Consider the following 23,796-nt stretch of genomic DNA (forward strand, 5'->3'; position numbering starts at 1 on the left):
GCCACGAGTCGAGTGACCCACACCCCCGGGGAGTATATAAAAGAACGGAGAACATCTTCGGGACGTCCCCCGCCGGCTGAGAAGCTGCTGGGCCATATATGCCGTTCTCGTCCCCACGTCCACCTGTACGGAGGGACACCAGATGTCAACGATTCCGACGGCAACGCGTCGGCGCGTACTCGAGGCGCTCGGTGCCGGGACCGCCGTGATGGCGGGGTGTGCCGCGCCGGGCGACCCGGACGGAGGACAGGCCACCGAACAGCCGACCGAACAGCGGACCGAACCCCAGGAACCAGCCATGAACCCTGCAAAGAGCACCGACGTAGACCGTGTCGCGGCCGACCCGACCGACATTCCCGACCCCATCGACCGCTCGACGCCGACGTCACACACCATCGAGATGACGACCAGCGAGGTCGTCGCCGAGGTCGAGCCGGGTGTCACCTATACCTACATGACCTTCGACGAGCAGATTCCGGGCCCGATGATACGGGTCCGCCAGGGTGACACCGTCGAGCTGACGGTCACCAACGAGTCCAGCAGCTCCATGCCGCACAACGTCGACCTCCACGCCGTCCGCGGAACTGGCGGCGGGGCGGAGGCCTCGATGGTCGCGCCCGGCGAGTCGGCGACGTTCAAGTTCAAGGCGACCTACCCCGGCGCGTTCATCTACCACTGTGCGGTCCCGAATCTGGACATGCACATCTCCTCGGGGATGTTCGGCCTGATCGTCGTCGAACCCAAGGAGGGACTCCCGGAGGTCGACAGGGAGTTCTACTTCGGTCAGAACGAACTGTACACGACCGGCGCGGCCGGCGAGAAGGGGCACCACGACTTCGACATGGACGCGATGGCGGCCGAAGAGCCGACCTACGTCCTGCTGAACGGCGAGAAGTACGCCATCACACCGGACCGCTACGGCGCGCCGACCCTCGAAGTCGGCGAGACTGCGCGGGTGTTCTTCGTCACCGGAGGACCGAACCTCGACTCCAGTTTCCACCCCATCGGCAACGTCTGGGACAAGGTCTGGCAACAGGGCGCGCTGGCCGGTCCGGCCAACCGGTTCGTCCAGACGACGCCGGTCAAGCCCGGGTCCGCCGCGGTCGCGGAGTTCCACGCCGAGGTGCCCGGCCCGATAAAACTCGTCGACCACGCCCTCTCGCGGGTCGCCCGCAAGGGGATGCTCGGCATCATCAACCGCGAGGGGCCGAAGAACCCCGAGGTGTTCGATCCCGACCCCTGAGCTGAATGGGGGACTCGCTCGCCGGCCGTCGACCCTGTTTCTCGCCGTCGCCGACCAGCTCCTGACTGCCCCGCTCAGAACGGGTAGTCGTTCGTCTCCGCGTCCGGTTCCGGGACCTGCCCATCCCCACCGTCGGGGACCGTGCCGGTCTCGCGATACTGCTGTTCGAGCTGCTCGAGCGTGCCGTTGATGCTGCCCGACTGCGCGTGGTCGGACGCGACCCGTACGCGGACGAGGTCGTACTCGTGGCGCTCTGCCAGCCCGTTCCACGCCCGGAACGCGCCGACGGTCAAGGTGTCGCTCTGTGGGCAGAACTCGGTGGTCGGCGTGAACTCGGCCCGTAACACGCCGTCTTCCGCTGGGTCGCGCGCGTACCGGAACCCGGAATCCGGATGGCGGTGGTCGAGATTCAACCGCGCGAGGTTGTAGCCGAAGGTCACGTCGTAGACGCCCCGTTCCTCGAACAGGGCCCTCGCCAGTCGGTGGACGGCCGCGTGGTCGTCGCCGGTCAGCACCTCGCCGTCGACGAGGAAGGCACCGGGGTCCGGGAGCATCGCGGGTCGGAACTCGTCGTAGTCGTCGAATCCGTCACCGTCGCCGCCGAGGAAACGCGAGCGAAAGGACATAGCTCGTTCTCGGGCCGCCAGCCCACAGGGGTTGTCGCCGAACACGTTCGGGACAACACGCACCTCTCAGTGGGAGCAACGGACAGATGATGCCAGCGACGACACTCGACCTCAGAGACATGCCGCCGTCCGACCGCCACCCGAAGATTCACGACGCCTTCGCGGCGCTGGAGGCCGGCGAGACGCTCCGTATCGTCAACGACCACGACCCGAAGCCACTGTTCTACGAGTTCGAGGCCGAGGTCGACGCCTTCGACGGCGAGAACTACGACTGTCGTCGGATGGGACAGGAAAAGTACGTCGCCGACCTCCCGAAGACGCATGCCTGACACCGACGCGACCGAGCACGTCTCGCTCGACAACCTGGCGGAAGGCAGTCGCCAGTCACTGTTCGAGGCCGGACCCAGGACCGTCCGGCTCGCACTCGACGCCGGCGAGGACGTGCCAGCACATCGACATTCCGACCGGAACATCGTCTGTCACCTCGTCGCGGGCGAGCTCGTACTCGGCCTCGGTTCGGAGACGGTCGCGCTGTCGGCAGGCGAGGTAGTCCGGTTCGACGGCGACCAGGACATCTCCCTGCGGGCCGAAACCGACTGCGAGGCGCTGCTGGTGCTTTCACCTGCCGTCTGAGCCAAACAGCGCCAGTGCCCGCTCGACAGCCGCGTCGTCGCCGTCGGCGGCGAGTCGTCGGAGTCGCCGTTCGGGCACCGCGAGCAGTTGGTCGACGAGCCGGTCGCTCAGTCGCTCGATGGCCTCGCGCTGGGCGTCAGTGAGCCGTTCCGCGTCGAGTTCGGAGAGTGCGCGGTCCAGCTGGTCCGCTCGAACGGTCTCGCCCCGCGTTCGAACCGCCGCGATGGCCCGGTCGACGTCCGTGTTTCGCGCCGGGTCGTCGGCGATCCCGGTCATTCCTGCCAGATGGCGGTCACCGTCGCCTCGTCGGTTTCGACGGTCTCGTAGGCGTAGCCCCGCTGGTCCAGTTTCGGATAGAGATGCTGAGGGGCCCGGTCGTTGCGCTGGAGGAGGACCGTGTCGTCGCCGAGGTCCGCCAGCGTCTCCAGCGTCTCGGTCAGCGGCTCGGGCGGCCCCAGCGAGCGCACGTCCAGGTACTCGGTCGCCCGGTCGGTCGGTGCGTTCGTCGCCGTGAGGACGGTCTCGGTCTCCGTCGACATACCCGGAGGTTGGTGCCGTCCCGTCCCCGATGTTTTCCCGAACACGTTCGGCCACACGTCCAGCAGGCCGGCGCGACTACGCGTCGAACATGAGCGCCGTTCCGGATGCCGTCGATTCGGACGCTGGCCCGCCGATGACCGTCCCACTGCGCCATTTCGTCGTCGCGCTGGCTTTCCTCGTCTCCGGCGTGGCGGTCGGCTGGGTGACAGGCCGTCGAGGCCACCTCGCACAGGTCCACCTCCTGCTGGCGGGCTGGGTGTGTCTCACCATCATGGGCGCGATGACGCAGTTCGTCCCGGTCTGGTCGGGCGTCACACTCCACTCCCGGCGACTGGCGATCGTCCAGCTCCCACTGGCAGCGGCTGGATTCGGCGGGCTCGCAGTGGGCTTCCTCGCCGGGAAACCCGCCGTACTCCCGGTCGCGGGCGCCGTCGCCGTCGTCGGTGTCTGGACCTTCGTCTACAACGTCGGTCGGACGCTCGCCGCCGCAGAGCGGGACGTGACGACCACCCACTTCGCGGTGGCGCTGGGCTGGTTCATCGTGCTCACGCTGCTCGGCCTCGCGCTGGCGATGGACCACGCGACGGGCGTGTTCGACGGGAGCGGACTCGTTTGGGGCCGTCTCCTGATGACTCACGCCACAGTCGCCGTCTTCGGGGCGATGCTGACCACCGTCGCCGGGGCGCTCGCCCAGCTCGTCCCGATGTTCACGCAGACGGGAGCCACCCGGTTCCGTCGGGTCCTCCAGCGGTTCGAGACCGTCACCTACCCTGCTGGCGTCGCCATGCTCGCCGGCGGTCGGCTCGTGGGGATGGCGTCGCTGGCACGCGTCGGTGGGCTGGTGGTCGCGGCCGGACTGGGGTCGGTCGCGCTCGTCGTCGCAGAGCGGCTCTACCGGGCGAACGTGGCGTGGAGCACGATGCTGCAGCGGTACGCCGTCGCCACCGTCGCGCTCGCGTGCTGGACGCCACTCGCGACCATCGCGTGGCTCCGTACCCCGCTCGCCTACGGCACACTGTTCGGGCATCCCGCGACCGGCGCGCTCCTGCTGGTCGGTGGCGTCGGGTTCGTCGTCGTCGGCACGCTGTACCACGTCGTCCCGTTCATCGTCTGGGTGCACCGCTACAGCGACCGGCTGGGATTCGAGCACGTGCCCGCCGTCGCGGACCTCTACGACAGTCGGGTCGCCGCTGCCGACGGCCTCGTGATGGCACTCGCCGGGGCGCTCGCCGTCGCCCACGAGGCAGGCGCGGCACCGCCGGTGGCGAGTCTGAGCGCTGGTATCCTCGCGTTCGTGGGCACAGTGCTCTTCGCGGGCAATCTCGTGCGAGTCGTCGTCGTTCACAGCCCACAGGCACTCCCCGTGTTGGTGGGCAGTCGAATCGCGACCGAACAGTGAGGACGTGCCTGCCCGAACATGTTCGGGAACAGTTATCCGGCGTCACGCCGAACATATTCGGCTAGACGATGCCCCGCGCCGAACTCACGCTCACGGTGCCCGACGACACGTGGATTGGCGACGTCACCCGCCGGTACGACGAGGCGACGGTCCGAATCCTATCGGCGTTCGCCGACGGCGACACCGGCGTCGGGCTCGCCGAAGTCACCGCAGAGGACCTACCCGCACTGCTGAGCGACATCGAGACGGACGACGCCGTCGACTCGCTCGAACTGCTCGGCCACCGGGACGAGACCGCGCTGATACAGTTCGAGACCACCGCACCGCTGCTGCTGTTTCCGGTCCACAGCTCGGGCGTGCCACTGGAGATGCCGTTCACCATCCAGGACGGCGAGGCCCGGTGGGACATCACCGCGCCCCAGAGCCGACTCTCGAAGCTGGGTGAGCAGCTGGAGGCGTTCGGCATCCCGTTCAACGTCGAACGAATCGAACAGCGGGTCGAGTCCGACCGCCTCCTGACCGAGCGCCAGCGCGAACTCGTCGACGCCGCCGTCGAGTCGGGGTACTACGACACGCCCCGCCAGTGCTCGCTGACCGACCTCTCGGAACGGGTCGGGCTCGCGAAATCGACCTGTAGCGAGACGCTCCACCGTGCCGAGGAACAGATAATCAAGGAATTCATCGCGGACGAGGCGGACGGACGGTCGCTCTTCTGACGAGCGAGACACCCGTCCCACGTCCTGTCGTCTCGGCAGCCTCGCGGTCGCCGCTCACTCCTCCCGTCGCAGTCGGGCGACGACGAATTCCCGGTCGAGTTTCGCGACGAACGGACCGAGCTGGGGGCCCTGCGTGTCGTCGAACAGCAGGCGGTAGCCAGCCGAGAAGAAGTCGGCGATGTCGATGTCGTGGCGCTTGGCCGTCTCGTAGATCTCGCCCTGAATCGCGTCGCCGTCGTGGCCCTCGGCGACGAACGCAGCGAGTTCGTCGAGTGCCGCTTCCGTCTCGGGGTCGAAGTCCACGTCGGGCAGTTCGGTCCGCTTGAGCTCGTAGTCGAACTCGTTGCCGGTCCGGCGGGCCCAGTTCCGGGCGCGTTCGACCCGCGCCAGCGCGCCCTCGACGACCCACTCGGGGGCGTCGTCAGGGATGTGGCCCTCCTTCCGGGCGATGTCCTCGCGCAGGTCGGGGTCGTCGGTCATCCCCAGGACGGCGGCGAAGGTGTAGGGGATGCGCACCCGTTCTTCGCGGGGGTCGTCGACGACCATCGGGTACGCGCGCTCGGCGAGTTCCCGTTCGTCGTCGCTGGCGTCGTCCTCCCCGAAGTAGGTGGCCTCGAACGCGTCGAACTCGTCGACCAGCTGGTCGACGTGCTCGACTGAGAAGTCGCGCTGCTTGCGTGGGTTCTTCACGAAGAAGTACTTGAACACCTCCGGTTCGAGCAGGTCCAGAACCTCGTCGACGGTGACGACGTTGCCCGACGAGGAGGAGAGCGGCTCGCCGTCGAGCGTGAACCACTCGTACACCATCGGCACCGGCGGCTGGATGTCCAGTACGTTCTCGGCGATGTCCTCGCCGGAGGGCCAGGAACCTTCGGCGTGGTCCTTCCCGAACGGCTCGAAATCGACACCCAGAATCTCCCACTGGGCGGGCCACTCGAAGCGCCAGGGGAGCTTGCCGTCCCGGAGCGAGGCGACGCCCTCGTGACCACACCCCTCGATGGTCTGGTCGCCGGCCTCGACGTCCGCACAGACGTAGTGGACCTCGCCGGCCTCGAGGTCGACCTCGGTGACGCCCTCTGTCAGCTTCCCGCAGTCCGCACACTGGGGGACGAACGGGACATAGTCCGCGTCGACCTTGTTCTGGTAGTCTGCGAGCACGTCGCGGGCCCGGTCCGCGCGTTCGAGCACCCGGCGGGTGACAGCCTCGAACTCGCCGTCGGCGTACAGCTCGGTATTGGAGACGAACTCGACGTCCACACCCACGAGTTCGGCGCTCTTCTTCAGCAGGTTCGTGAAGTGCGCGCCGTAGGAGTCACAGCAGCCGAACGGGTCCGGGATGTCCGTGTAGGGCTTGCCGAGGTTCCGACCGAGCGCGCCGGCGTCCACCTCGCCCAGGCCGACGATGTTCCACTCCAGGTCGGCGAGTTGTCGAGGCACTTTCCGCAGCCGGTCCTTGTCGTCGGCGGTGAACACCTGCCGAACCTCGTGGCCCCGGTCGCGGAGCGCCTCGGCGACGAAGTAGCCCCGCATTATCTCGTTGAAGTGACCGATGTGGGGGACCCCGGAGGGAGAGACGCCGCCCTTCACGACGATTGGGTCCTCGGGATTGCGGGCCTCGACGGCGTCGGCGACCGAGTCCGCCCAGAACGCCCGCCGCCCGCCACGGCCGACCTCGTACGGGTCTTCGGCCATCTCAGGCCCCCGGGAGGATAGTCGTGCCGTCCACCTCGTCGTTCTGGACGGCCCGTCGGACGCGGTCCGGGTCGGTCCCGTCGAGGACGACCGCTTCGATGCCCGAGCGCTGGATGACCTTCGCAGCAAGCAGGTCGACGGGCGCGTTGCTCCCGGCGTTCATCTCGTTCCCGACGACGATGTCGACCAGCTCGTCGGCGGTGAGTTCGTCGAAGCGGGTCGCGTCGGGGTCCTGGTTCGGGTCGGCGTCGTAGACGCCGGGGACCGACGTCGCGTAGACGAGCAGGTCAGCGTCGACGTACTCGGCGAACGACGCGGCGACCGCGTCGGTCGTCTGGGCGGCGACGATACCGCCGAGGACCGGCACTTCACCCCGGCGCATGACTGCGCGGCCTTCGTCGTAGCTCTCGGCCGGCGCCGGCGCCGCGAGGTCGTCGAGTGCGGCCGTCAACAGGCGGCCGTTCAGCCGCGTGACGGCGATGCCCAGCTGGTCGAGCTCGATTTCGTTTGCGCCCAGTTCACGAGCGGTCTCGATGTACTCCCGCGCGGTCGGTCCGCCGCCCACGACGGCGCCGAGGCGGTGACCCGCGTCCACGAGCGTCTGGACCACGTCCGCGTAGGCTTCGACTCGGTCCGGTTCGAGGTCGGGAGCCAGGACGCTCCCGCCGACGGAGACGACGACTTTCATTGGCCCGGCGTAACCACGATGCGGTCTTAAGGGTTGTCAAGCCCGGTGACGAGCACCGAGTGCCCGCAGTCCCGAAACCGACCACTGCGACAGTAAATCGGCAACAATATCCGCTAAATGCCCCGCTGAGTACGTGAGAAATCGGTTTTACACTGGGTCAGAGGCACCCCTCTTCGTATCCACTCGCACGGCTTCAGAATCGTTTGTAAAATGTCTAAGTATCTCTCGAACCGTCGTAAAACGATGATTTTTCGTTGATTTGGGCTGAAAGTGGCCGAATAGAGTCGAAGGTTCCTTCCTTTATATACTCGTCCCGTAACAAGAGGGGAGTGAGGTGACAAAGATGAGCGCGACAGTTTCCCCCTCCACGAAAGAAGAGCCGTCGAAAGAAGAACGTCTGAAGTCCTTCCTCACCGAGAAGGCGGCAGACGGTGAGATGTACTTCAAGAGCAAGTTCATCGCGGACGAAGTCGGCCTCTCCCCGAAAGAAATCGGTGCGCTGATGGTCAAGCTGAAAGACAGCGCGACCGAGATCGAAGTCGAGAAGTGGTCGTACACGAGCGCGACCACCTGGCGGATCGAACCCGCGTAACCGCCCGAGCGGTCCCCTCCATCTGCAGTTTCTCGCGCTTTCCGACCCGCCCAGCCGCCGGGCCGCTCGGAGCCGGGCGAGACACCACGGGCTTCGGTGCCGGCGTCGACGAGATAGCCGACCTTACCCGGGTAGCGGATTCCTTCGCCCCGGTATGGGCGACAGTATATTAGTAGCCGGCACACATATGCGGTGACGATGAGTCGCCCTGCCGACGACCCGCCCTCCCCTACCGAGTTCTCGGACCTGTTTTTCGTCACAGCCGTCCGTCGCGACGGTGAGACGGTTCGGTACGTCGGCGACTCGCTGGTCCCGCCGGACACCCTCGTCGACGAGCTCGGACCGATGTTCCGCGAGCGAGGGTACGCGGTCGCACTGCAGCGGCGAACGGACGTGACCGGACCGACGGACGGCGGGTCGGCGACCGTCGCTCCCGCGACAGGACGGACGGCCCCGTACGAGCTCGTCGCGGAACCCGCCGAGACGACTACAGGCGGCGTGCCCTGGCTGAACGTCGTGCTGTTGCTCGTGACCATCGCCTCGACGCTGTACGTGGGGGCGAGCCGGTGGTACTACATCCCGGTCTTCGAACAGCCCTGGCGCGTGTTCGAGGCCTGGCCGTTCGTCGTCGCGATGCTCGGGGTGCTGGGCATCCACGAGCTGGGCCACTACGTCGCTGCCCGCTACCACGGCGTCGACGTGACGCTGCCCTACTTCATCCCGTTCCCGTCGCTGCTGGGGACGATGGGGGCAGTCATCAACATCCGCGGCCGGATTCCCGACCGGAAAGTGCTTTTCGACATCGGCGTCGCCGGTCCGCTCGCCGGACTCGTTGCCACGGCGGTGGTGACCGTCATCGGGCTCTCGCTCGACCCCATCACCGTCCCGGAGCGGGTGGCCGACGGCGGCGGGGGGTACGTCATCACCTTCCAGGACCCGCTGTTGCTGCAAGTCCTCGAATACCTGGTGCGGACGGCGGGCCTCGGCTCGGAGTACGGGCCGGGAACGGCCGTCCACCCCATCGTCTTCGCCGGTTGGGCGGGGATGTTCTTCACCTTCCTGAACCTGCTGCCGGTCGGCCAGCTCGACGGCGGCCACATCGTCCGCGCGATACTGGGCCGCCGCCAGGAGACGGTCGCCGCAGCGGTCCCCGGCGGCCTGTTCGCGCTGGCGGGCTTCCTCTATTTCACCCGGGACCCGCCGCCGGTCGGCTTCGGTGTCTGGACGCTCTGGGTGTTCTGGGGCCTGTTCGCGACCGGGCTGGCGTACGCCGGGCCGGCCAGTCCGACGGTCGACGACGCGCTCGACCGCCGGCGGGTCGCCCTCGGCGTGGCAACCTTCGCGCTGGGCCTGGCCTGCTTCACGCCGGTCCCGTTCGAGATCGTCGCAGCCTGAACCGGACTGTCGGACGCGTCGGTCCTAATGAGAGTAGCCGCGGTCCGGGAGCGGTTCGCCGTCGAGGGTCACGCCGGACTCGGTGACCCGGCCGATGTGATGGAGCGGACAGGGGACCGCCTCGCGTGCGGCCGCGAGGTCTGCCTCGGGAACCGTACAGACGAGCTCGAAGTCCTCGCCGACGAAGAGGCCCAGCTCCCGGCGTTCCTCGTCGCTGTCGGCCACATCGTCGACCCGTTCGTCGATGGGAAGCGGTGACTCGACGGCGGCGCCACAGTCGCTCGCCGCCGTCAGCTGGTGGAGCGAGCGGGCCAGCCCGTCGCTGGAGTCGAGCATGGCCGTCGCGTAGGGCCGAAGCGCGACTCCGGCGGCGACCCGCGGCTCGAACCGGAACAGGTCGTTGGCCCGCTCGACGTCGCCCTGCTCGAACAGGTCGAGCGCAACGCCCGTCCGGCCCAGCGTCCCGGTGACACAGACCGCGTCGCCGGGGGTCGCCCCCGAACGCAGGACTGGGTCCTCGACGTCGCCCAGTGCCGTCGTCGCGACGGTGAACTCGTCGTGCCCGTCGAGGTCGCCGCCGACGTACTCCGCCCCGACGGCCGTACAGACGTCGCTCGCGCCGTCGACGAACGACAGGAGGTCCTCGGCGTCGAACTCGGGGACGCCGTAGACGGCCACCGCGGCCGTCGCCTGGGCACCCATCGCCGCCACGTCCGAGAGCGACGCGCCGACGGCCCGCCAGCCAGCCGTATAGCGGGTCGTCCCGTCGGGGAAATCCGTCCGGTCGTGGAGCATGTCCGTCGTGATGACCTGGCCGTCGACGACGGCACAGTCGTCGCCGGCCGCCAGCAACCGGTCGCCGATGAGCGCGAGTGCGGCCTGTTCGTCCATACCGGGCAGTCGCGGCCGGTGGGCAAAACGGTCGGGGATTGCGGTGCCTTCTTGACACCGACGCGCGACCGCACGGACATGGACGAGAGCGGGTGGGCGACGGTGCTGGGCTTCGCTGGCACGCTGGTCGTACTCTCGGCGCTGGTGCTGGTCGTCGGCATCGACGACACCGTCAGCGCGCTCACCCGTGCCGACCCGACGGCGCTGGTCCTCGTGCTGGGCATCGCGGTCGTCTGGCTCACCTCGTGGGGCCTCGCACTGTGGACGATACTCCGCGCGCTGAACGCCCCCATCCCGGTCTCCACGGCAGTGCTGCTGTTCGCGGGCGCGGTCTTCTCGAACAACATCACGCCGTTCGGGCAGGCGGGCGGCGAGCCGCTGAGCGCCCTGCTCATCTCGACGGCCGCCGACAGCGAGTACGAGACCGGTCTGGCGGCCATCGCCAGCGTCGACACCGTCCACTTCGTCCCGTCGGTGGGCTACGCTATCATCGGGTTCACCTTCGTGGCGGCGGGCGCAGTGCGACTTGGGCGGAACCTCCTCTTCGCCGCCGGTGCCGTGGCTGCCCTGGCTATCGGGCTCCCCGTCGCGGCGTATCTGGGCTGGCGGTACCGCTACGAACTAGAGACAGCGGTGGTCAGTCTGTTCACGCCCGTCATCAGGCTCCTCGGCCGCATCGCCCCGCGGCGGTCGCCGCCGACCCCCCGGATGATAGAGAACCGGATCGAGAGCTTCTTTGCCGCCATCGACCGCGTCGCGGCCGACCGCCGAACGCTGGTCCAGACGCTCGGCTTCTCGGCGTTCGGGTGGGCCTGTCTGGCCGCCTCGCTGTGGACGTCGCTGTACGCCGTCGGCTTCACCGTACCGCCGTCGACGGTGCTGCTCGTCGTCCCGGTCGGGAGCATCGCCAGTCTGGCGCCGCTCCCCGGCGGTTCGGGCGCTATCGAGGCCGTTCTCGTGACGCTCCTGGTCTCGACGGCGCCGGTGCCGGCGGCGGCGGCCACCTCCGCGGTGCTCATCCACCGCAGCGCGACCTTCCTGCTCCCGACGCTGGTCGGCAGCGGCGTCGCGACGATGCTCGGCATCGACCGGGCCGTGGAGCTGAACCAGGACGACGACTGAACCGGCCGGACCCCCGCGACGGGCCACGTGAACGGTTCACTCCCCGGCACAGGGAACGATGCGCTTAAATGACGGCGACGGAAAGAAAACGGCAATGACGACACTCTACGACGTCCCCGCCGAGGACCTCATCGAGGCGCTCACGGAGACGCTCGCCGAGGAGGACGACATCGAAGCACCGGAGTGGGCCGCGTTCACCAAGACCGGCGTCGACAAGGAACTGCCGCCGGAACAGGAGGACTTCTGGCAGCGACGCGCCGCCAGCCTGCTCCGGAAGGTCGCCGTCGACGGGCCCGTCGGCGTCAACCGGCTGAAGACCGAGTACGGCAACGCGAAGCAGGGGACGACCCGCTACCGCGTCCGCCCGCACCAGAAGGTCGACGGCTCTGGCAACATCATCCGGACCGCCCTCCAGCAGCTCGAGGACGCCGGCTACGTCGAGACCAGCGAGAACGACGGCCGCCGCATCACCGGCGAAGGCCGCAGCCTGCTCGACGACACCGCCGGCGAGGTACTGCAGGACCTCGACCGTCCGGACCTCGAACGCTACGCGTAACCCGTCTGCTGTTCTCCCGTCTCTCTGAAAAGCGTCGAGCGGCTGGTCCGTGCAAGGGTCTTCACTTCGCTCAGACTCCGCCGCTTGTACGACAACACAGCCGCTCGCGGGTCGCATTCGCTCCCCGCTCGGGCTACTGAGGGTCTTCGCTTCGCTCAGACCCTCGCTATTTCCCGAAATCGTTTTCCGACCGAGCCAAGTAACTCTAGCCAGTCATGAGTGGCGACCCAAGCGAGGAGGAGCTTCGAGGAACTTCGCGAGAAGAAGATGGAACAGCTCAAAGAGCAACAGGAAGAGGGCGGGGACGCCGAGGCCCAGCAGGCCGCCCAGGAACAGGCGGAGGCCCAGAAGAAGGCCATCCTTCGACAGCACCTCACGGACGGCGCTCGCAAGCGGCTCAACACCGTCAAGATGTCCAAGCCGGAGGCCGGTGAGCAGGTCGAACAGCAAATCGTGTCGCTGGCCCGCTCGGGCCGACTCGGCCAGCAGATCGACGAGGAGCAGATGAAACAGTTGCTCTCGGAACTGACGCCCGACTCGAAGAGCTTCGACATCAAGCGCCGGTAGATGCGCTGTGGGTTGCTGTACAGCGCGGGGAAGGACTCGACGCTCGCGGCGCTGCTGTTAGACCCCTTCTACGAGATAACGCTCGTCAGTTGCACCTTCGGCGTCGTCGACCCCGTACCGGCCCGCGAGGCCGCAGCGAGCGTCGGTTTCGACCACGAGACGGTCGACTTGGACCCCGACGTCGCTCACGAGGCTGTCGAACGGATGCACGACGACGGCTTCCCGCGCAGCGGCATTCAACGGGTCCACGAGCACGCCGTCGAGACCGTCGCCGCCGGCGAATGGACAGAGACGATCGATGCCGTCGCCGACGGAACACGGCGCGACGACCGCGTGCCGACCGTCGAGCGGCCGTTCGCCCAGAGCGTCGAGGACCGCTTCGATATCGACTACCTGGCCCCTCTCGCGGGTATCGGCCGTGGGGCCATCGGCGAGATGGCCGCCGCGTCGCTCGACGTCGAGACCGGGCCGAGCGACGAGATTCAGAAGGGCGACTACGAAGTGGAACTCCGGGCGCTGCTCGCCGAGCGGTACGGCGAGGACGCCGTCGACGACGTCTTCCCCGAGCACACGCAGTCGCGGGTCCGCGGCCGTCGGTGACGGGTTCGCTCGGCGGCGTTTACTTTAGCAAGTATTGACTTAGAGAGCCAGAAAGCCCTGGCTGTTCACTCACAAAACCGCTTACCCAAACACGACCGGTCACTCAGCCCGAACGGACAGGTTCAAGCGCGCCCTCGCAGAAGGCGGGAACATGTACGACTCCGTCAAGGGCTTTCGTGATTTCTACCCCGAGGAGATGCAGTCCCGCCGATGGGTGATGGACACGCTCAAGGAGACGGCGCAACGCTACGGGTTCCGGGAAATCGGGACACCCGCACTCGAACCGACCGAGATGTACGTCGACAAGAGCGGCGAGGAGATCGTCGAAGAACTGTACAGCTTCGAGGACAAAGGCGGTCGCGAGGTGGCGCTGACCCCCGAGCTGACCCCGACCGTCGCTCGGATGGTCGTCGCCAAGCAACAGGCGCTCTCCAAGCCCATCAAGTGGGTGTCGACGCGGCCGTTCTGGCGCTACGAGCAGGTCCAGCAGGGCCGTTTCCGGGAGTTCTACCAGACCAACGTCGACATCTTCGGCTCCTCGGCCCCGGCGGCCGATGCCGAGGTGCTGGCCGTCGCCGTCGACATGCTCACCGACCTCGGCCTCACCGACGCGGACTTCGAGATTCGGGTCTCCCACCGGGACATCCTCGCCGGACTCCTCGAATCGTTCGAGGCCGACGTGGACGTCCGCGAGGCCATCCGCGCGGTCGACAAGCGCGCGAAGGTCGACCGCGAGGAGTACCTCGACCTGCTGGTCGAGGCGGGCCTGAACTACGGCCAGGCCGAGGCGTTCGACGAGTTGCTCCAGGTCGACGAGGACGAGCTCGACACGCTGGCGGAGCAGACGGGTTCAGAGGCGGTCGACGAGGCCGTCGAGAACCTCCAGGCCGTCCTCGAGGCCACCGCGGACTTCGGCGTCCGCGAACACCTGACGCTCTCCCTGACGACTGCCCGGGGGCTGGACTACTACACCGGCGTCGTCTTCGAGTGCTTCGACTCGACCGGCGAGGTCTCCCGGTCCGTCTTCGGCGGCGGGCGCTACGACGACCTCATCGAGGGCTTCGGCGGCCAGCCGACCCCGGCCGTCGGGTTCGCCCCTGGGCACGCGACGCTCGGCCTGCTCTGTCAGCGCGCCGGCGTCTGGCCCGAGGAGGAACTCTCGACGGACTACTACGTGCTGCAGGTGGGTGACACCCGCCCGACCGCCGCGCGCATCGCTCGGGACCTCCGCGAGAAGGGCCACGTCGTCGAGAGCGACGTCGCCGACCGCTCGTTCGGCGCGCAGATGGGCTACGCGGACGGCATCAACGCCGAGACGGTCGTCATCGTCGGCGAGCAGGACCTGGCGAACGACGAGGTGACGCTGAAGGAGATGGACGAGGGCGAGCAGACGACCGCACCGCTCGCCGAGTTCCCGGGCGACTACGACCGGCCGACGTTCGAGGACTTCGCGGACTGACAACCGTCAGAGCGTGAGTTCCATCTCGTGTTCGGCCCGGTCCCGGACCGTCGTCTCGAAGCCGACCGATTTGTAGAGGTTCATCGCGACGAGGTTCGTCCGTTCGACCGCCAGCCAGACGTGGTCCAGGTCGTTCGCCTGGCCGTAGCCCAGCAGGATGCGGATGAGGCGCGAGCCGATGCCGATGGTCTGGTACTCGGGGTGGACGAAGATAGCGAGCTCCGCCGTGTCGTCGTACGGGAACAGCACCGCGTGACCGACGACGCGGTCGTCATGCCAGGCGGCGACGCTCAGGCCCGCTTCGAGCAGGTCGTCGAGCCACTCGCGAATCTGGGCCTCGCCCCGCGGCGGTAATCCCTGGGCGCGCGACGCGTCGTCGTAGTCGAGGTACATGGCCGCGAGCGGGTCGGGCCCCCCGTCGTAGGCAGTGATCCGAATCTCCTCTCCCGCCCGGTCGGTGAACGTCTGTGGCGGGCGCGGGAACTCGGTGACTTCCCCGGCGGACGACTCCATGTCTCGAAAATCGATGGGGACGGCAATAAATCCAGGCTCCGTTCCCGAGCGGCGGGAGTCGGACGGCACAAGTGCCCTGCCGCCCAAGCGCCATCGATGCGCGCGTTCCGCGTGGCCTACGACGGCCGACCGTACTACGGGTTCCAGCGCCAGCCGGACGTCGAGACGGTCGAGGGGACGCTGCTCGCGGCGCTCGACCGGCTGGACGTGACCGACGGGGACGTTCCAGCGGAGTACGCCGCTGCCGGGCGCACCGACGCCGGTGTCTCGGCAGTCTCCCAGACCGTCGCGTTCGAGGCGCCGGAGTGGCTGTCGCCGTCGGCGTTCAACAGCGAACTCCCGGCGAGCGTTCGCGCGTGGGCCAGCGCCGAGGTCCCGCCGGCGTTCCACGCGACACACGACGCCAGCGAGCGCCGGTACACCTACCATCTCCACGCGCCCGACGCCGACGACGACCTGTCGCGGGCGGCCCTCAGCGCGCTCACCGGCGACCACGACTTCCACAACCTCACGCCCGACGCCGAGGGGACGCGCCGGACGCTCGACGGGGCGCTGACGCGCGACGGGCCGTTTCTCGTCGTCAGACTCGAAGCCGGCGGGTTCTGTCGCCAGCTGGTGCGGCGCGTGGTCGGCCTGCTCGCCGAGGTCGCGCGCGGCGAGTCGCCGCTGGGAAAGGTCGACAGAGTACTCGCGAGCGCGCCGCTGGAGGGGCCAGACGGAGTCGCGCCGGCCCCCGCCTATCCGCTGGTGCTAACCGGCGTCCAGTACCCTGAGGTCACCTTCGAGCCGGACCCGGAGGCCGCCGCGAGCGCCCGCGAGGTGTTCGCCGACCTGCGGGCCGAACGACAGGCCGGCGCGCGGGTCGCCGACAGCGTCCTCGATGGCCTAGAGCGGTAGGCTGGAAAGGCTTACTTCCGGGCCGACCCTACGCCGGTCCATGAGTTCGGTACCCGTACGCGGCGAGGTCGACGAGGAGTACAAGTGGTCCCTGGAGAGCCTCTTTGCCACCGACGAGGACTGGGAGGCGGCCTACGAGGAAGCGGAGGCGCTGGTCGAGGACCTCGCGGCCTACGAGGGCCGAGCCACCGAGGACGCCACCACCCTACTGGAGACGCTGGAGACCTACGAGGAGACGATGCGAACCGTCTCGAACGTCGCGGCCTACGCCCGGATGCGCCGCGACGAGGACACGACCGACGACACCTACCAGGCGCTGACCGCCCGCGCCCAGTCGCTGTCCTCGGACGCGAGTAGCGCCGCTTCGTTCCTCGAACCCGAGCTCCAGGAGCTGGACTACGGCGACATCGACGCGCTCGTCGACGCCGAACCCGCCCTCGCGGAATACGAACACTACTTCGACGACGTCCTGCGGATGAAGAACCACACCCGTTCGGCCGAAGTGGAGTCGCTGCTGGCCGAACTCGGCGAGGTGACCGGCGCGCCGGGCGAGGTGTACAACATGCTCGCCAACGCCGACATGGAGTTCCCGAGCGTCGAAGACCCGGACGGCGACCAGCAACCCATCACGCTCAACAACTTCACTAATCTCCAGAAGCACCCCGACCGCGACTTCCGACAGCGCGTCTACGAGGCGTTCTACGACGAGTGGGAGACGGTCCGCAACGCCGTCGGCGCCGCGTACAAGAACTCGGTGAAGACCGACGTGAAGATGGCCCGGGCGCGCAACTACGATACCGCCCGCGAGGCCGCGCTCGACGGCCCCAACATCCCGACGGAAGTGTACGACACGCTGGTCGATACGGTCGACGACAACCTCGACACGCTGCACCGCCACGCCGACCTCAAGCGCGAGGCGCTCGGGGTCGACGAGTTGCAGATGTGGGACCTCTACGTCCCGCTGGTCCAGGAGGAGTCCCCGGAAATCGAGTACGAGCAAGCCTGCGAGTACGTCGTCGATGCCGTCGCACCGCTGGGCGAGGGGTATCAGACTCGGCTCGAAGAGGGGCTAGAGTCCCGGTGGGTGGACGTCTACGAGACGAAACACAAGCAGTCGGGGGCGTACTCCGGGGGCACCTACGACTCTCAGCCGTTCATCCTGATGAACTACCAGGACGACGTCGAGTCGATGTACACGCTGGCCCACGAACTGGGCCACTCGCTGCACTCGGAGTACACCAGCGAGACCCAGCCGTACGTCTACTCCGGCTACGAGATCTTCGTCGCCGAGGTCGCGAGCACGGTCAACGAGACGCTGCTGACCCACCACCTTCTGGAGACCATCGAGGACGAGCGACTCCGCCGGCACGTCCTCAACGAGTATCTCGAACGGTTCCGCTCGACGCTGTACCGCCAGACGATGTTCGCCGAGTTCGAGCTCCGCACCCACGAGATGACCGAGGCCGGCGAACCGCTGACACCGGACCGCTTAGACGACCTCTACGCGGATCTCAAGGGCGAGTACTACGCCCCGGCAGAACTGGACGACCGCATCGCCCGCGAGTGGATGCGCATCCCGCACTTCTACCGGGCGTTCTACGTCTACCAGTACGCGACCGGTATCTCGGCGGCCGTGGCGCTGGTCGACAACATCCTCGAACACGGCGAGCACGCCGCCGAGCGCTACGTCGACTTCCTGCGCAGCGGTTCCCGGCAGTACCCCCTCGAACTGCTGCGCGACGCCGGCGTCGACATGGCCAGTCCCGAACCCGTCGAGTCGGCGCTCGCGACCTACAGCGAGTACTTGGACGAGTTTTCGGACCTGAACTGACCGACTGGTCCGAGGCGGCCCCACCCCGACAGAGTCACCGGTCGGTGGGTGCCACATAGTTACCGAAACGGGCCGGTAAATAGCAGACTGATATCAAGTGTCAAGGTGGGTTTAATATTCCTGTCGGATATAGTACTTCCAATGCAATATTCGAAAGAGTCGGCTCGGTGTACTTGTACACCCGTCGTCGGCACTCGGTTCGGCGGCGACACCGGTCGCGGCCCGGCGCAGGCGATTATCGAGGGGGTGGCTGCTGCCGAAGACATCGCCCCTACAGAACTGACCCCGCTGTACGACGACGTCGACCTGGAGGCGGTGGCGCAGCTGTTCTCGACGGCGGGCCCCTCGGCGGCGCGTCCCATGCTGCTGGAGTGCTCCGTGCTGGGATGGAAAGTGTACGTCCGCGGTGACGGCGCGCTTCGGGTGTGTGACCCCGAGCGGCCCACCGACCCGGCGCCGGTGTTCGAGAAGGCGATCTGCGATTGATATCGCTGGCCGCGACGACTGTTTCGTGAGCGACGCCGAAGACGAGCGAGTCCAGCCACTCAGACGACCGGGTGGCTCTGGCCATACGTGGCCAGCACCACCGCGCTCGCGTAGTCGTCGTCGGGGGCAACCGATTCGACGTGCACGTTCTCTTCGACGAAGTCCCAGTCCCGGAGGTCCCGGCCGGCGGCGAGTCCCTCGCGTATCTCCCGACGGACCTCGTCGGGGTCCGCGCCGTCGACCTCGTAGAAGATGCCCGGGCCGTTCTCGGAGCGTGCCCAGCCGATGCCGGCGGCCGCGCGCTCGTCCGGTGCGGCGGTGGCCGCCGACTGGACGACCTCCAGGGCTTCGCCCGGCGGCCCCAGGTCCGGCGCGGTCGCGACGACCTCGATTGCCGGGCCGGCCGGAATCACAGAGGACAGGGTCACCAGGTTGTAGTTGTGGACGCCCGCCTCGGCGAGGGCGGCGTCGTACGAGGACAGCTCGGTCGGGCCGTGAGCAGTCCCCCAGACGACCCGAATCGTGCTCATGGGCGTTGGTGGACGACGCGGAAGGTAAGGGGTTTCGCTTCTCGGCGTCGGCGTTCGCTCCGGAACGATCGGGAGTGACAGCCAGAAAGTCCCACCCCAGTGGATGCTGCCCCGGCCAATACCGGGGGATGGTCACGTGGGACCCAGCTTGTAGCACAGCCCGGGCGTGTCTGACTCACCGTTCACGGCCCGCTCGGCGTAGTAGACGGCCGCCTCGGTGACCAGCGGCGCACTGGTCGCGTGGCCCCGGCCCTCGAACCGCCAGGTTTCGCTGCCGTCGGCGCGGTCCAGCGCGTAGAGGTGCGTATCGTACGAGCCGACCAGCACGTGCTCGGGGGTGGCGACGACGCTGCCGATGACCCAGCCGCCGGTCTCGAAGCGCCACTCCTCCTCGCCGGTCGCGAGGTCGATGGCGTAGACGTTGTCGTCGTGGCTCCCGACGTAGACGGTGCCGTCGTGGACGGCCGGCGCGCACATGTTGTCCTGGCCGGTCTGGAACTCCCAGCGGACCGAGCCGTCCGCGACGTCGAGGGCGGTCACCGTCGCGGCCCACGACGGGACGACGGCGACGCCGTCGGCGATGGGAATGGGTGCTTTCACGTCGCCGCCGGTGTCGTAGGTCCACTCGCGTTCGAGGTCGGGGAACGACCAGGTGTAGACCTTCCCGTCGTTCGACCCGAACAGCAGGCGGCCCCGCTCGACGTCCAGCGCGGCCGTCGAGTGCGGGTGGTTCGTCGGCCAGCCGTCGCGCCACTGTACCTCGCCGCTGGCGGCGTCCACCGCGACGAGGCTGCCGCTCGGTGCGGCGTGTTCGACGGCCGTGTACAGCGTGCCGTTGTAGTAGGTCGGACTCGCGCCGATGGCGTCGCCGAGTTCAGTGCGCCACCGGCGCTGACCGGTCTCGAGGTCCAGAGCGGACAGCGCCCCGTCGTAGGTCCCGACGTACGCGGTGTCGTTGGCGATAGCGGCGGTGCCGTGGCTCCCGCGGGTGGCCTCCGTGATGGTCGTCGCCCAACGGACCTCGCCGTCGGGCGAGAGCCGTCGGACGCGGCCGGTGTCGTCGGCCAGGACGACGTCGCCGTCCGGCGTCAGCGCGGGACTCCCCTTCGCGGCGGTGTGGTCGCCCCGGTTCGCCGGCACCGACCACGCCTCGGTCACGCTGGCCGGGACCGAGACGTCCTGGTAGCCCTGGTTCAGCGGTCCCTGGCGGAACTGCGTGGCCGCGTGCTCGTCGAGCCCCGTCGAGGCCAGCGGGTCGAACTCGGACTGACAGCCCGCGAGCGACCCGACGACTGCCGTGCCGGCGGCTGCGAGGAACGCCCGGCGCGTCTGTCCCGCTCCAGTCATGGCAGGCGCTACCGGGGGGGACGGCTTAAAACGCGCGGCGTGTGCCGCTCACTCCGAGGAGCGGGCCTGCTCGAACCGGCTGGCGGGCAGCAGCAACTCGCCGACCTCCGGGAGGTGTTTCATGTTGAACACCACCTGCATGTCGTCGCTGACCGGTGCGCTGATACACGAGAGTCGGATGCCCTTATCGAAGAGCTCCGGCGGGAGGACGTGACTGGCCGGGGAGGGCATCTCGCCGTCGACGACGGCCACCGCACAGTTCGTGCACGCGCCGCCCCGGCAGGCGAAAGGCCAGTGGAGGTCGTTGTCTTCTGCGGCCTCGAGCAGCGGCTGGTCCTCCGCGGCGTAGAACTCGCCGTACGTCGCCTCGTCGAGGTCAGCGTCGGCGGCCGCCTCGAAGAGGTCGGGGTCGTCGAGCGACCAGCCCTGGTCGACGATGGCCTCGTAGTCGAGGTACTCGACCCGTAAGCCGTCGGGTTCCGGTGGCTCCGCGGGTTCCTCGGCGGGTTCGTCGGCCTCGTCGTCGGCTGCCGGTTCGGGCCCGGCCGCCGGGTCGGGGTCGGGCACCGGGTCGCCGGGCTGGTAGCCCGCCTCGATGCGCTCGTAGGCCGTCTGGACCATCCGAAACTCGTGAACGGAGCCACCCTGGTCCGGGTGGACTTCCTTCACCCGGTCGCGGTAGGCGTCGACGATGTCGGCGTCGTCGGCGTCCGGGTCGACGCCGAGAATCTCGAACGGGGATTCCACGTCTGTCACTTGCGAGGTCGCGTATAAATTTGTGTTCCCAAACTGGTCAGCCAGTCCGTCGCGGAGATCAGACGAACGCGATGGGACCGGTGTTCGACTCCTCTTCGGCCTGGACCTTCTCGAGGGCGTCGGTGAAGTCGTCGGCAGTCACGGTCGTCCGGTCGTCGCGGATGGCGAACATCCCCGCCTCGGTCGCCAGCGAGGCGAGTTCGGCCCCCGAGAGGCCGGCGGTCTCCTCAGCAAGCGCGGCGAAGTCGACGTCGTCTGCGAGACTCATCGTCTCGGTGTGTATCTCGAGGATGCGCTCGCGGCCCTCGACGTCGGGTTCGGGCACCTCGATGAGGCGGTCGAACCGGCCCGGACGGAGGATGGCGCGGTCGAGCATGTCGAAGCGGTTGGTCGCCGCGATGATGCGGATCTCACCGCGGTCGTCGAAGCCGTCCATCTCCGAGAGCAGCTGCATCATCGTCCGCTGGACCTCGGCGTCGCCGGAGGTCTTCGACTCCGTGCGCTTCGAGGCGATGGCGTCGATCTCGTCGATGAAGATGATAGCCGGTTCGCGCTCGGAGGCGAGTTCGAAGAGGTCACGCACCAGGCGTGCGCCCTCGCCGATGAACTTCCTGACGAGCTCGGAGCCGGCCATCTTGATGAAGGTGGCGTCGGTCTCGTTGGCGACGGCCTTCGCGAGCATCGTCTTGCCGGTCCCGGGCGGCCCGTGCAGCAGGACGCCGCTCGGCGGTTCGATACCGACCGTGCGGAACTGCTCGGCGTCGACCAGCGGCGCCTCGACGGCCTCGCGGACCTCGACAATCTGCTCTTCGAGGCCCCCGATGTCGTCGTAGGTGACGTCGGGCGACTGGGTGATCTGCATCGCCTGGGCCCGGGAGTCGGTCTCCGGGTCGAGGATGGTCTTGACCGAGAAGGAGTCGTTGATGGCGACCCGGTCGCCGGCCTCCAGGTCCTCGCGGACCGAGGGCGAGACCTCGGTCAGGACCTCCTGGTTGTTGCCGTGCTGCTTGATGATGACGCCGTCGTCGGTCAGCTCCTCTGCCGTGGCGATGTATAGCGACGAGGTCTTCAGCGTCTCGTTCTCGCGTTCCAACCGCTCGACCTGCCCGGTGAGGTCCGACTGTCTGCTCCGGGCCGAGTCGAGTTGCTCTGTGAGCTGTTCGTTCACGCGGACGATCTCTTCGAAGTGCTCCCGCAGTGCCGCCAGACGCTCGTCGGGCGTCATGTCGGGGTCGAGCTCCAACCGCGGTCGCTCCGGAAGCGAGGGACTACGCGACATTTGGTTGAACGTAAGTACAGGGCTGGGGTACAAAGTGCCTTTGGGTCGGGGGGGGCTCACCCATGGGACCGAACGGTTTTTGTGTCCTCGTCGGCCCGGCGATATCCCGCGGTTGCCCGACCGAGCCATCGGGTTTTAGTACCCATCCCGCTTAGTGGTGAAGAACGTCCATGTATGGAAACTCGCCGTTCGGCGGAGAGACCGAGCAAGTGACGCTCACCGCGGAGCAACGCGACCAGCTCCGGAAGGACCTGGCGAGCGTCGCGGCCCGGACCCGCGAGCTGCTCCCCAGCGAGTTCGTGGTGGGCTCCGAGATTCACAACAGCGAGACCGGCCCGCGCGCCACCATCGCCGTCCAGCCGCCGGTGGGCTCCGTCGTCAGCGCCGACTACCGACCGGAGGACGCGGAGAGTTCGAGCATCACCTCGGACGAGCGCGACGAGCTCGCACAGGGTATCGCCGCCTCCGCCGCCCTGCAGGTCAAGCAGGTGATGGGCGACGACACCGCCCCGACCGCGCAGTAACAGAGCCGTTTCCTCACACCGTGTCTTCGGGCGGGTCGAAGAACAGCGCGTAGCCGATGGAGCCGCCGGCGGGCAGACTACCCGCACCCAGCGCGGTCCAGAGACTGAGCGAAGACGCGAACCCACCGACAGCCGCCAGCAGCATCGACGCGGCGATACTGAGGAGGACGAGGTCGGGCGTCGAGAGTTCGAGCATCGTGTCTGTCTAGAGACACTCGCGCTAATTAAATATTATTACTCGGTCGCTCGAGCGTCGTGTTGTAGATTAGCCATTCGATAGTACTAACATACTTACCAGTTCAGTCGTGAGTCAGTTCCATGACTGAAGAGGGGACGACGGACGAAACCGAACCCGATGCGACCTACTACTCGCAGGCGATTTCTCGACGGGAACTGCTCGCAGTGGGAGCGACGGCCGCTGCCTCGGGGATGGCTGGGTGTGGTGAGTGTTACGGACCCCAGGAGTGCGGGGCGGCGGTATCGAAGGAAGTCGGCTCTGTACTGGAAGGTGAGACGGAGGAGGGACCCTCGAGAGAGGAAGAGTATGAGCGGACCCGGACGCAACTCGAAGTGGTCGAAGGATACGACCTGGAGTTCGGCGAGGTAACACTCGATTCCGTTCAGCTTACGCTCAAGAACGGGCTCCTGCCACACCAGCAACCCGAGGAGGCGGTGGAGGGGACGCTCCGCGTCTACGGGAACGTGCCTGTGGGGGGAAGCGATGTCCTCGGCGAGACGGGAGCCAGCCTCAGGGGGGGGTACGCAGGACCACGAGGTGTCGCTGGAGTTCGACGAGGACCTGATGGACACCCCACGGGAACTCGAAGTCCGGTTCGCCAGTCCGAAACTGGAGGCGTCTGCGGTGAGTATCGGCCGGAGCGACGTGGTCTATCTCCCCTTCGATAACGTCGCGA

General features: G+C 67.8%; 28 protein-coding genes and 1 pseudogene. 17 read left to right on the plus strand and 12 right to left on the minus strand.

Translation table 11 applies throughout. From position 1 onward, the window contains the following. Positions 1-142: 142 nt before the first annotated feature. Positions 143-1,243: a copper-containing nitrite reductase gene (gene nirK, locus P1L41_RS01035; protein WP_276297028.1), complete on the plus strand. Its 1,101-nt coding sequence runs from the start codon at positions 143-145 to the stop codon at positions 1,241-1,243. Between the two features lie 74 nt (positions 1,244-1,317). On the opposite strand, the gene P1L41_RS01040 is transcribed toward nirK, so the two are convergent. Then, on the minus strand, positions 1,318-1,869 hold the full coding sequence (locus P1L41_RS01040) for a DUF7998 family protein (protein WP_379788279.1): 552 nt from the start codon (positions 1,867-1,869) through the stop codon (positions 1,318-1,320). An 89-nt stretch (positions 1,870-1,958) separates the two neighbouring features. On the opposite strand from P1L41_RS01040, the gene P1L41_RS01045 reads away from it, so the two are divergent. Continuing rightward, positions 1,959-2,198: a DUF2249 domain-containing protein gene (locus tag P1L41_RS01045; protein WP_276297029.1), complete on the plus strand. Its 240-nt coding sequence runs from the start codon at positions 1,959-1,961 to the stop codon at positions 2,196-2,198. Further along, positions 2,191-2,502, plus strand: a complete 312-nt coding sequence (locus P1L41_RS01050) for a cupin domain-containing protein (protein ID WP_276297030.1) — start codon at positions 2,191-2,193, stop codon at positions 2,500-2,502. Before P1L41_RS01045 ends, P1L41_RS01050 begins: the two co-directional genes overlap by 8 nt. On the opposite strand, the gene P1L41_RS01055 is transcribed toward P1L41_RS01050, so the two are convergent. Together P1L41_RS01055 and P1L41_RS01060 are read right to left on the minus strand one after the other, a co-directional pair. After that, positions 2,488-2,778 (minus strand): hypothetical protein, encoded by a 291-nt coding sequence (locus P1L41_RS01055; RefSeq protein WP_276297031.1) that lies wholly within the window; start codon positions 2,776-2,778, stop codon positions 2,488-2,490. The genes P1L41_RS01050 and P1L41_RS01055 overlap by 15 nt on opposite strands. Further along, positions 2,775-3,041 carry a DUF2249 domain-containing protein gene (locus tag P1L41_RS01060; RefSeq protein ID WP_276297032.1) on the minus strand — a complete coding sequence of 89 codons (267 nt, stop codon included), beginning with the start codon at positions 3,039-3,041 and terminating at the stop codon, positions 2,775-2,777. Before P1L41_RS01060 ends, P1L41_RS01055 begins: the two co-directional genes overlap by 4 nt. 89 nt (positions 3,042-3,130) lie before the next feature. Between P1L41_RS01060 and P1L41_RS01065 the strand changes: the two genes are divergently transcribed. Next, a complete protein-coding gene (locus P1L41_RS01065; protein ID WP_276297033.1) occupies positions 3,131-4,441 on the plus strand; it encodes a hypothetical protein in 1,311 nt (436 codons plus the stop codon). Between the two features lie 68 nt (positions 4,442-4,509). Next, positions 4,510-5,157 (plus strand): helix-turn-helix domain-containing protein, encoded by a 648-nt coding sequence (locus P1L41_RS01070; protein ID WP_276297034.1) that lies wholly within the window; start codon positions 4,510-4,512, stop codon positions 5,155-5,157. A 54-nt stretch (positions 5,158-5,211) separates the two neighbouring features. Here the strand turns inward: P1L41_RS01070 and lysS are convergent, their stop codons facing one another. Together lysS and pyrH are read right to left on the minus strand one after the other, a co-directional pair. Beyond that, complete coding sequence (lysS, locus tag P1L41_RS01075) at positions 5,212-6,849, minus strand: lysine--tRNA ligase (protein WP_276297035.1); 1,638 nt, start codon at positions 6,847-6,849, stop codon at positions 5,212-5,214. A 1-nt stretch (position 6,850) separates the two neighbouring features. Beyond that, the gene (gene pyrH / locus P1L41_RS01080; protein ID WP_276297036.1) at positions 6,851-7,537 is read right to left on the minus strand and encodes a UMP kinase; all 687 of its coding nucleotides are present in this window, start codon (positions 7,535-7,537) and stop codon (positions 6,851-6,853) included. A 343-nt stretch (positions 7,538-7,880) separates the two neighbouring features. Between pyrH and P1L41_RS01085 the strand changes: the two genes are divergently transcribed. After that, a complete protein-coding gene (locus tag P1L41_RS01085; RefSeq protein ID WP_276297037.1) occupies positions 7,881-8,129 on the plus strand; it encodes a DUF7123 family protein in 249 nt (82 codons plus the stop codon). 198 nt (positions 8,130-8,327) lie between these two features. After that, complete coding sequence (locus P1L41_RS01090) at positions 8,328-9,524, plus strand: site-2 protease family protein (protein ID WP_276297038.1); 1,197 nt, start codon at positions 8,328-8,330, stop codon at positions 9,522-9,524. Between the two features lie 24 nt (positions 9,525-9,548). Here P1L41_RS01090 and thiL read toward each other — a convergent pair whose 3' ends face one another. After that, on the minus strand, positions 9,549-10,415 hold the full coding sequence (gene thiL, locus P1L41_RS01095; RefSeq protein WP_276297039.1) for a thiamine-phosphate kinase: 867 nt from the start codon (positions 10,413-10,415) through the stop codon (positions 9,549-9,551). Positions 10,416-10,493: 78 nt separating this feature from the next. Here thiL and P1L41_RS01100 point away from each other — a divergent pair, with 78 nt between their 5' ends. The 5 genes and pseudogenes from P1L41_RS01100 to hisS all read left to right on the plus strand — a co-directional run bounded on the left by P1L41_RS01100 (position 10,494) and on the right by hisS (position 14,719). Then, positions 10,494-11,537 (plus strand): lysylphosphatidylglycerol synthase transmembrane domain-containing protein, encoded by a 1,044-nt coding sequence (locus P1L41_RS01100; protein WP_276297040.1) that lies wholly within the window; start codon positions 10,494-10,496, stop codon positions 11,535-11,537. Positions 11,538-11,631: 94 nt separating this feature from the next. Further along, positions 11,632-12,093 carry a 30S ribosomal protein S19e gene (locus P1L41_RS01105; RefSeq protein ID WP_276297041.1) on the plus strand — a complete coding sequence of 154 codons (462 nt, stop codon included), beginning with the start codon at positions 11,632-11,634 and terminating at the stop codon, positions 12,091-12,093. 215 nt (positions 12,094-12,308) lie between these two features. Next, positions 12,309-12,660, plus strand: a pseudogene (locus P1L41_RS01110) (DNA-binding protein). Next, positions 12,661-13,260, plus strand: coding sequence for a DUF7411 family protein (locus tag P1L41_RS01115; protein WP_276297042.1), 600 nt, complete (start codon positions 12,661-12,663; stop codon positions 13,258-13,260). It abuts the pseudogene before it with no gap. 151 nt (positions 13,261-13,411) lie between these two features. Continuing rightward, the gene (gene hisS / locus P1L41_RS01120; protein ID WP_276297043.1) at positions 13,412-14,719 is read left to right on the plus strand and encodes a histidine--tRNA ligase; all 1,308 of its coding nucleotides are present in this window, start codon (positions 13,412-13,414) and stop codon (positions 14,717-14,719) included. A gap of 6 nt (positions 14,720-14,725) precedes the next feature. On the opposite strand, the gene P1L41_RS01125 is transcribed toward hisS, so the two are convergent. Then, positions 14,726-15,232 (minus strand): GNAT family N-acetyltransferase, encoded by a 507-nt coding sequence (locus tag P1L41_RS01125; RefSeq protein WP_276297044.1) that lies wholly within the window; start codon positions 15,230-15,232, stop codon positions 14,726-14,728. A 96-nt stretch (positions 15,233-15,328) separates the two neighbouring features. Here P1L41_RS01125 and truA point away from each other — a divergent pair, with 96 nt between their 5' ends. From truA to P1L41_RS01140, 3 genes are all read left to right on the plus strand, one after another. After that, a complete protein-coding gene (gene truA / locus P1L41_RS01130; protein ID WP_276297045.1) occupies positions 15,329-16,129 on the plus strand; it encodes a tRNA pseudouridine(38-40) synthase TruA in 801 nt (266 codons plus the stop codon). A gap of 40 nt (positions 16,130-16,169) precedes the next feature. Then, positions 16,170-17,960 (plus strand): oligoendopeptidase F, encoded by a 1,791-nt coding sequence (gene pepF, locus P1L41_RS01135; protein WP_276297046.1) that lies wholly within the window; start codon positions 16,170-16,172, stop codon positions 17,958-17,960. Positions 17,961-18,101: 141 nt separating this feature from the next. Further along, positions 18,102-18,446 (plus strand): HalOD1 output domain-containing protein, encoded by a 345-nt coding sequence (locus P1L41_RS01140; RefSeq protein ID WP_276297047.1) that lies wholly within the window; start codon positions 18,102-18,104, stop codon positions 18,444-18,446. A 59-nt stretch (positions 18,447-18,505) separates the two neighbouring features. Here the strand turns inward: P1L41_RS01140 and P1L41_RS01145 are convergent, their stop codons facing one another. The 4 genes from P1L41_RS01145 to pan2 form a co-directional block, all read right to left on the minus strand. After that, the gene (locus P1L41_RS01145) at positions 18,506-18,976 is read right to left on the minus strand and encodes a pyruvoyl-dependent arginine decarboxylase (protein WP_276297048.1); all 471 of its coding nucleotides are present in this window, start codon (positions 18,974-18,976) and stop codon (positions 18,506-18,508) included. A 132-nt stretch (positions 18,977-19,108) separates the two neighbouring features. Beyond that, the gene (locus P1L41_RS01150) at positions 19,109-20,323 is read right to left on the minus strand and encodes an outer membrane protein assembly factor BamB family protein (RefSeq protein ID WP_276297049.1); all 1,215 of its coding nucleotides are present in this window, start codon (positions 20,321-20,323) and stop codon (positions 19,109-19,111) included. A gap of 48 nt (positions 20,324-20,371) precedes the next feature. Further along, the gene (gene fer / locus P1L41_RS01155; protein ID WP_276297050.1) at positions 20,372-21,070 is read right to left on the minus strand and encodes a ferredoxin Fer; all 699 of its coding nucleotides are present in this window, start codon (positions 21,068-21,070) and stop codon (positions 20,372-20,374) included. Positions 21,071-21,137: 67 nt separating this feature from the next. Then, positions 21,138-22,358 carry a proteasome-activating nucleotidase Pan2 gene (pan2, locus tag P1L41_RS01160; RefSeq protein ID WP_276297051.1) on the minus strand — a complete coding sequence of 407 codons (1,221 nt, stop codon included), beginning with the start codon at positions 22,356-22,358 and terminating at the stop codon, positions 21,138-21,140. A 170-nt stretch (positions 22,359-22,528) separates the two neighbouring features. Between pan2 and P1L41_RS01165 the strand changes: the two genes are divergently transcribed. Next, a complete protein-coding gene (locus P1L41_RS01165) occupies positions 22,529-22,882 on the plus strand; it encodes a DUF5811 family protein (RefSeq protein ID WP_276297052.1) in 354 nt (117 codons plus the stop codon). 13 nt (positions 22,883-22,895) lie between these two features. Here the strand turns inward: P1L41_RS01165 and P1L41_RS01170 are convergent, their stop codons facing one another. Then, positions 22,896-23,078 (minus strand): DUF8015 family protein, encoded by a 183-nt coding sequence (locus P1L41_RS01170; RefSeq protein WP_276297053.1) that lies wholly within the window; start codon positions 23,076-23,078, stop codon positions 22,896-22,898. 122 nt (positions 23,079-23,200) lie between these two features. Between P1L41_RS01170 and P1L41_RS01175 the strand changes: the two genes are divergently transcribed. Continuing rightward, the gene (locus tag P1L41_RS01175; RefSeq protein WP_276297054.1) at positions 23,201-23,788 is read left to right on the plus strand and encodes a hypothetical protein; all 588 of its coding nucleotides are present in this window, start codon (positions 23,201-23,203) and stop codon (positions 23,786-23,788) included. Positions 23,789-23,796: the final 8 nt, after the last annotated feature.

It is taken from the genome of Haloarcula ordinaria, assembly GCF_029338275.1.
Classification (GTDB): domain Archaea; phylum Halobacteriota; class Halobacteria; order Halobacteriales; family Haloarculaceae; genus Haloarcula; species Haloarcula ordinaria.

Coding starts and splice junctions, on each gene's coding strand:
- nirK (WP_276297028.1), top strand. CDS start 143: ATGTCAACGATTCCGACGGCAACGCGTCGGCGCGTACTCGAGGCGCTC.
- P1L41_RS01040 (WP_379788279.1), bottom strand. CDS start 1,869: ATGTCCTTTCGCTCGCGTTTCCTCGGCGGCGACGGTGACGGATTCGAC.
- P1L41_RS01045 (WP_276297029.1), top strand. CDS start 1,959: ATGCCAGCGACGACACTCGACCTCAGAGACATGCCGCCGTCCGACCGC.
- P1L41_RS01050 (WP_276297030.1), top strand. CDS start 2,191: ATGCCTGACACCGACGCGACCGAGCACGTCTCGCTCGACAACCTGGCG.
- P1L41_RS01055 (WP_276297031.1), bottom strand. CDS start 2,778: ATGACCGGGATCGCCGACGACCCGGCGCGAAACACGGACGTCGACCGG.
- P1L41_RS01060 (WP_276297032.1), bottom strand. CDS start 3,041: ATGTCGACGGAGACCGAGACCGTCCTCACGGCGACGAACGCACCGACC.
- P1L41_RS01065 (WP_276297033.1), top strand. CDS start 3,131: ATGAGCGCCGTTCCGGATGCCGTCGATTCGGACGCTGGCCCGCCGATG.
- P1L41_RS01070 (WP_276297034.1), top strand. CDS start 4,510: ATGCCCCGCGCCGAACTCACGCTCACGGTGCCCGACGACACGTGGATT.
- lysS (WP_276297035.1), bottom strand. CDS start 6,849: ATGGCCGAAGACCCGTACGAGGTCGGCCGTGGCGGGCGGCGGGCGTTC.
- pyrH (WP_276297036.1), bottom strand. CDS start 7,537: ATGAAAGTCGTCGTCTCCGTCGGCGGGAGCGTCCTGGCTCCCGACCTC.
- P1L41_RS01085 (WP_276297037.1), top strand. CDS start 7,881: ATGAGCGCGACAGTTTCCCCCTCCACGAAAGAAGAGCCGTCGAAAGAA.
- P1L41_RS01090 (WP_276297038.1), top strand. CDS start 8,328: ATGAGTCGCCCTGCCGACGACCCGCCCTCCCCTACCGAGTTCTCGGAC.
- thiL (WP_276297039.1), bottom strand. CDS start 10,415: ATGGACGAACAGGCCGCACTCGCGCTCATCGGCGACCGGTTGCTGGCG.
- P1L41_RS01100 (WP_276297040.1), top strand. CDS start 10,494: ATGGACGAGAGCGGGTGGGCGACGGTGCTGGGCTTCGCTGGCACGCTG.
- P1L41_RS01105 (WP_276297041.1), top strand. CDS start 11,632: ATGACGACACTCTACGACGTCCCCGCCGAGGACCTCATCGAGGCGCTC.
- P1L41_RS01115 (WP_276297042.1), top strand. CDS start 12,661: ATGCGCTGTGGGTTGCTGTACAGCGCGGGGAAGGACTCGACGCTCGCG.
- hisS (WP_276297043.1), top strand. CDS start 13,412: ATGTACGACTCCGTCAAGGGCTTTCGTGATTTCTACCCCGAGGAGATG.
- P1L41_RS01125 (WP_276297044.1), bottom strand. CDS start 15,232: ATGGAGTCGTCCGCCGGGGAAGTCACCGAGTTCCCGCGCCCGCCACAG.
- truA (WP_276297045.1), top strand. CDS start 15,329: ATGCGCGCGTTCCGCGTGGCCTACGACGGCCGACCGTACTACGGGTTC.
- pepF (WP_276297046.1), top strand. CDS start 16,170: ATGAGTTCGGTACCCGTACGCGGCGAGGTCGACGAGGAGTACAAGTGG.
- P1L41_RS01140 (WP_276297047.1), top strand. CDS start 18,102: ATGCAATATTCGAAAGAGTCGGCTCGGTGTACTTGTACACCCGTCGTC.
- P1L41_RS01145 (WP_276297048.1), bottom strand. CDS start 18,976: ATGAGCACGATTCGGGTCGTCTGGGGGACTGCTCACGGCCCGACCGAG.
- P1L41_RS01150 (WP_276297049.1), bottom strand. CDS start 20,323: ATGACTGGAGCGGGACAGACGCGCCGGGCGTTCCTCGCAGCCGCCGGC.
- pan2 (WP_276297051.1), bottom strand. CDS start 22,358: ATGTCGCGTAGTCCCTCGCTTCCGGAGCGACCGCGGTTGGAGCTCGAC.
- P1L41_RS01165 (WP_276297052.1), top strand. CDS start 22,529: ATGTATGGAAACTCGCCGTTCGGCGGAGAGACCGAGCAAGTGACGCTC.
- P1L41_RS01170 (WP_276297053.1), bottom strand. CDS start 23,078: ATGCTCGAACTCTCGACGCCCGACCTCGTCCTCCTCAGTATCGCCGCG.
- P1L41_RS01175 (WP_276297054.1), top strand. CDS start 23,201: ATGACTGAAGAGGGGACGACGGACGAAACCGAACCCGATGCGACCTAC.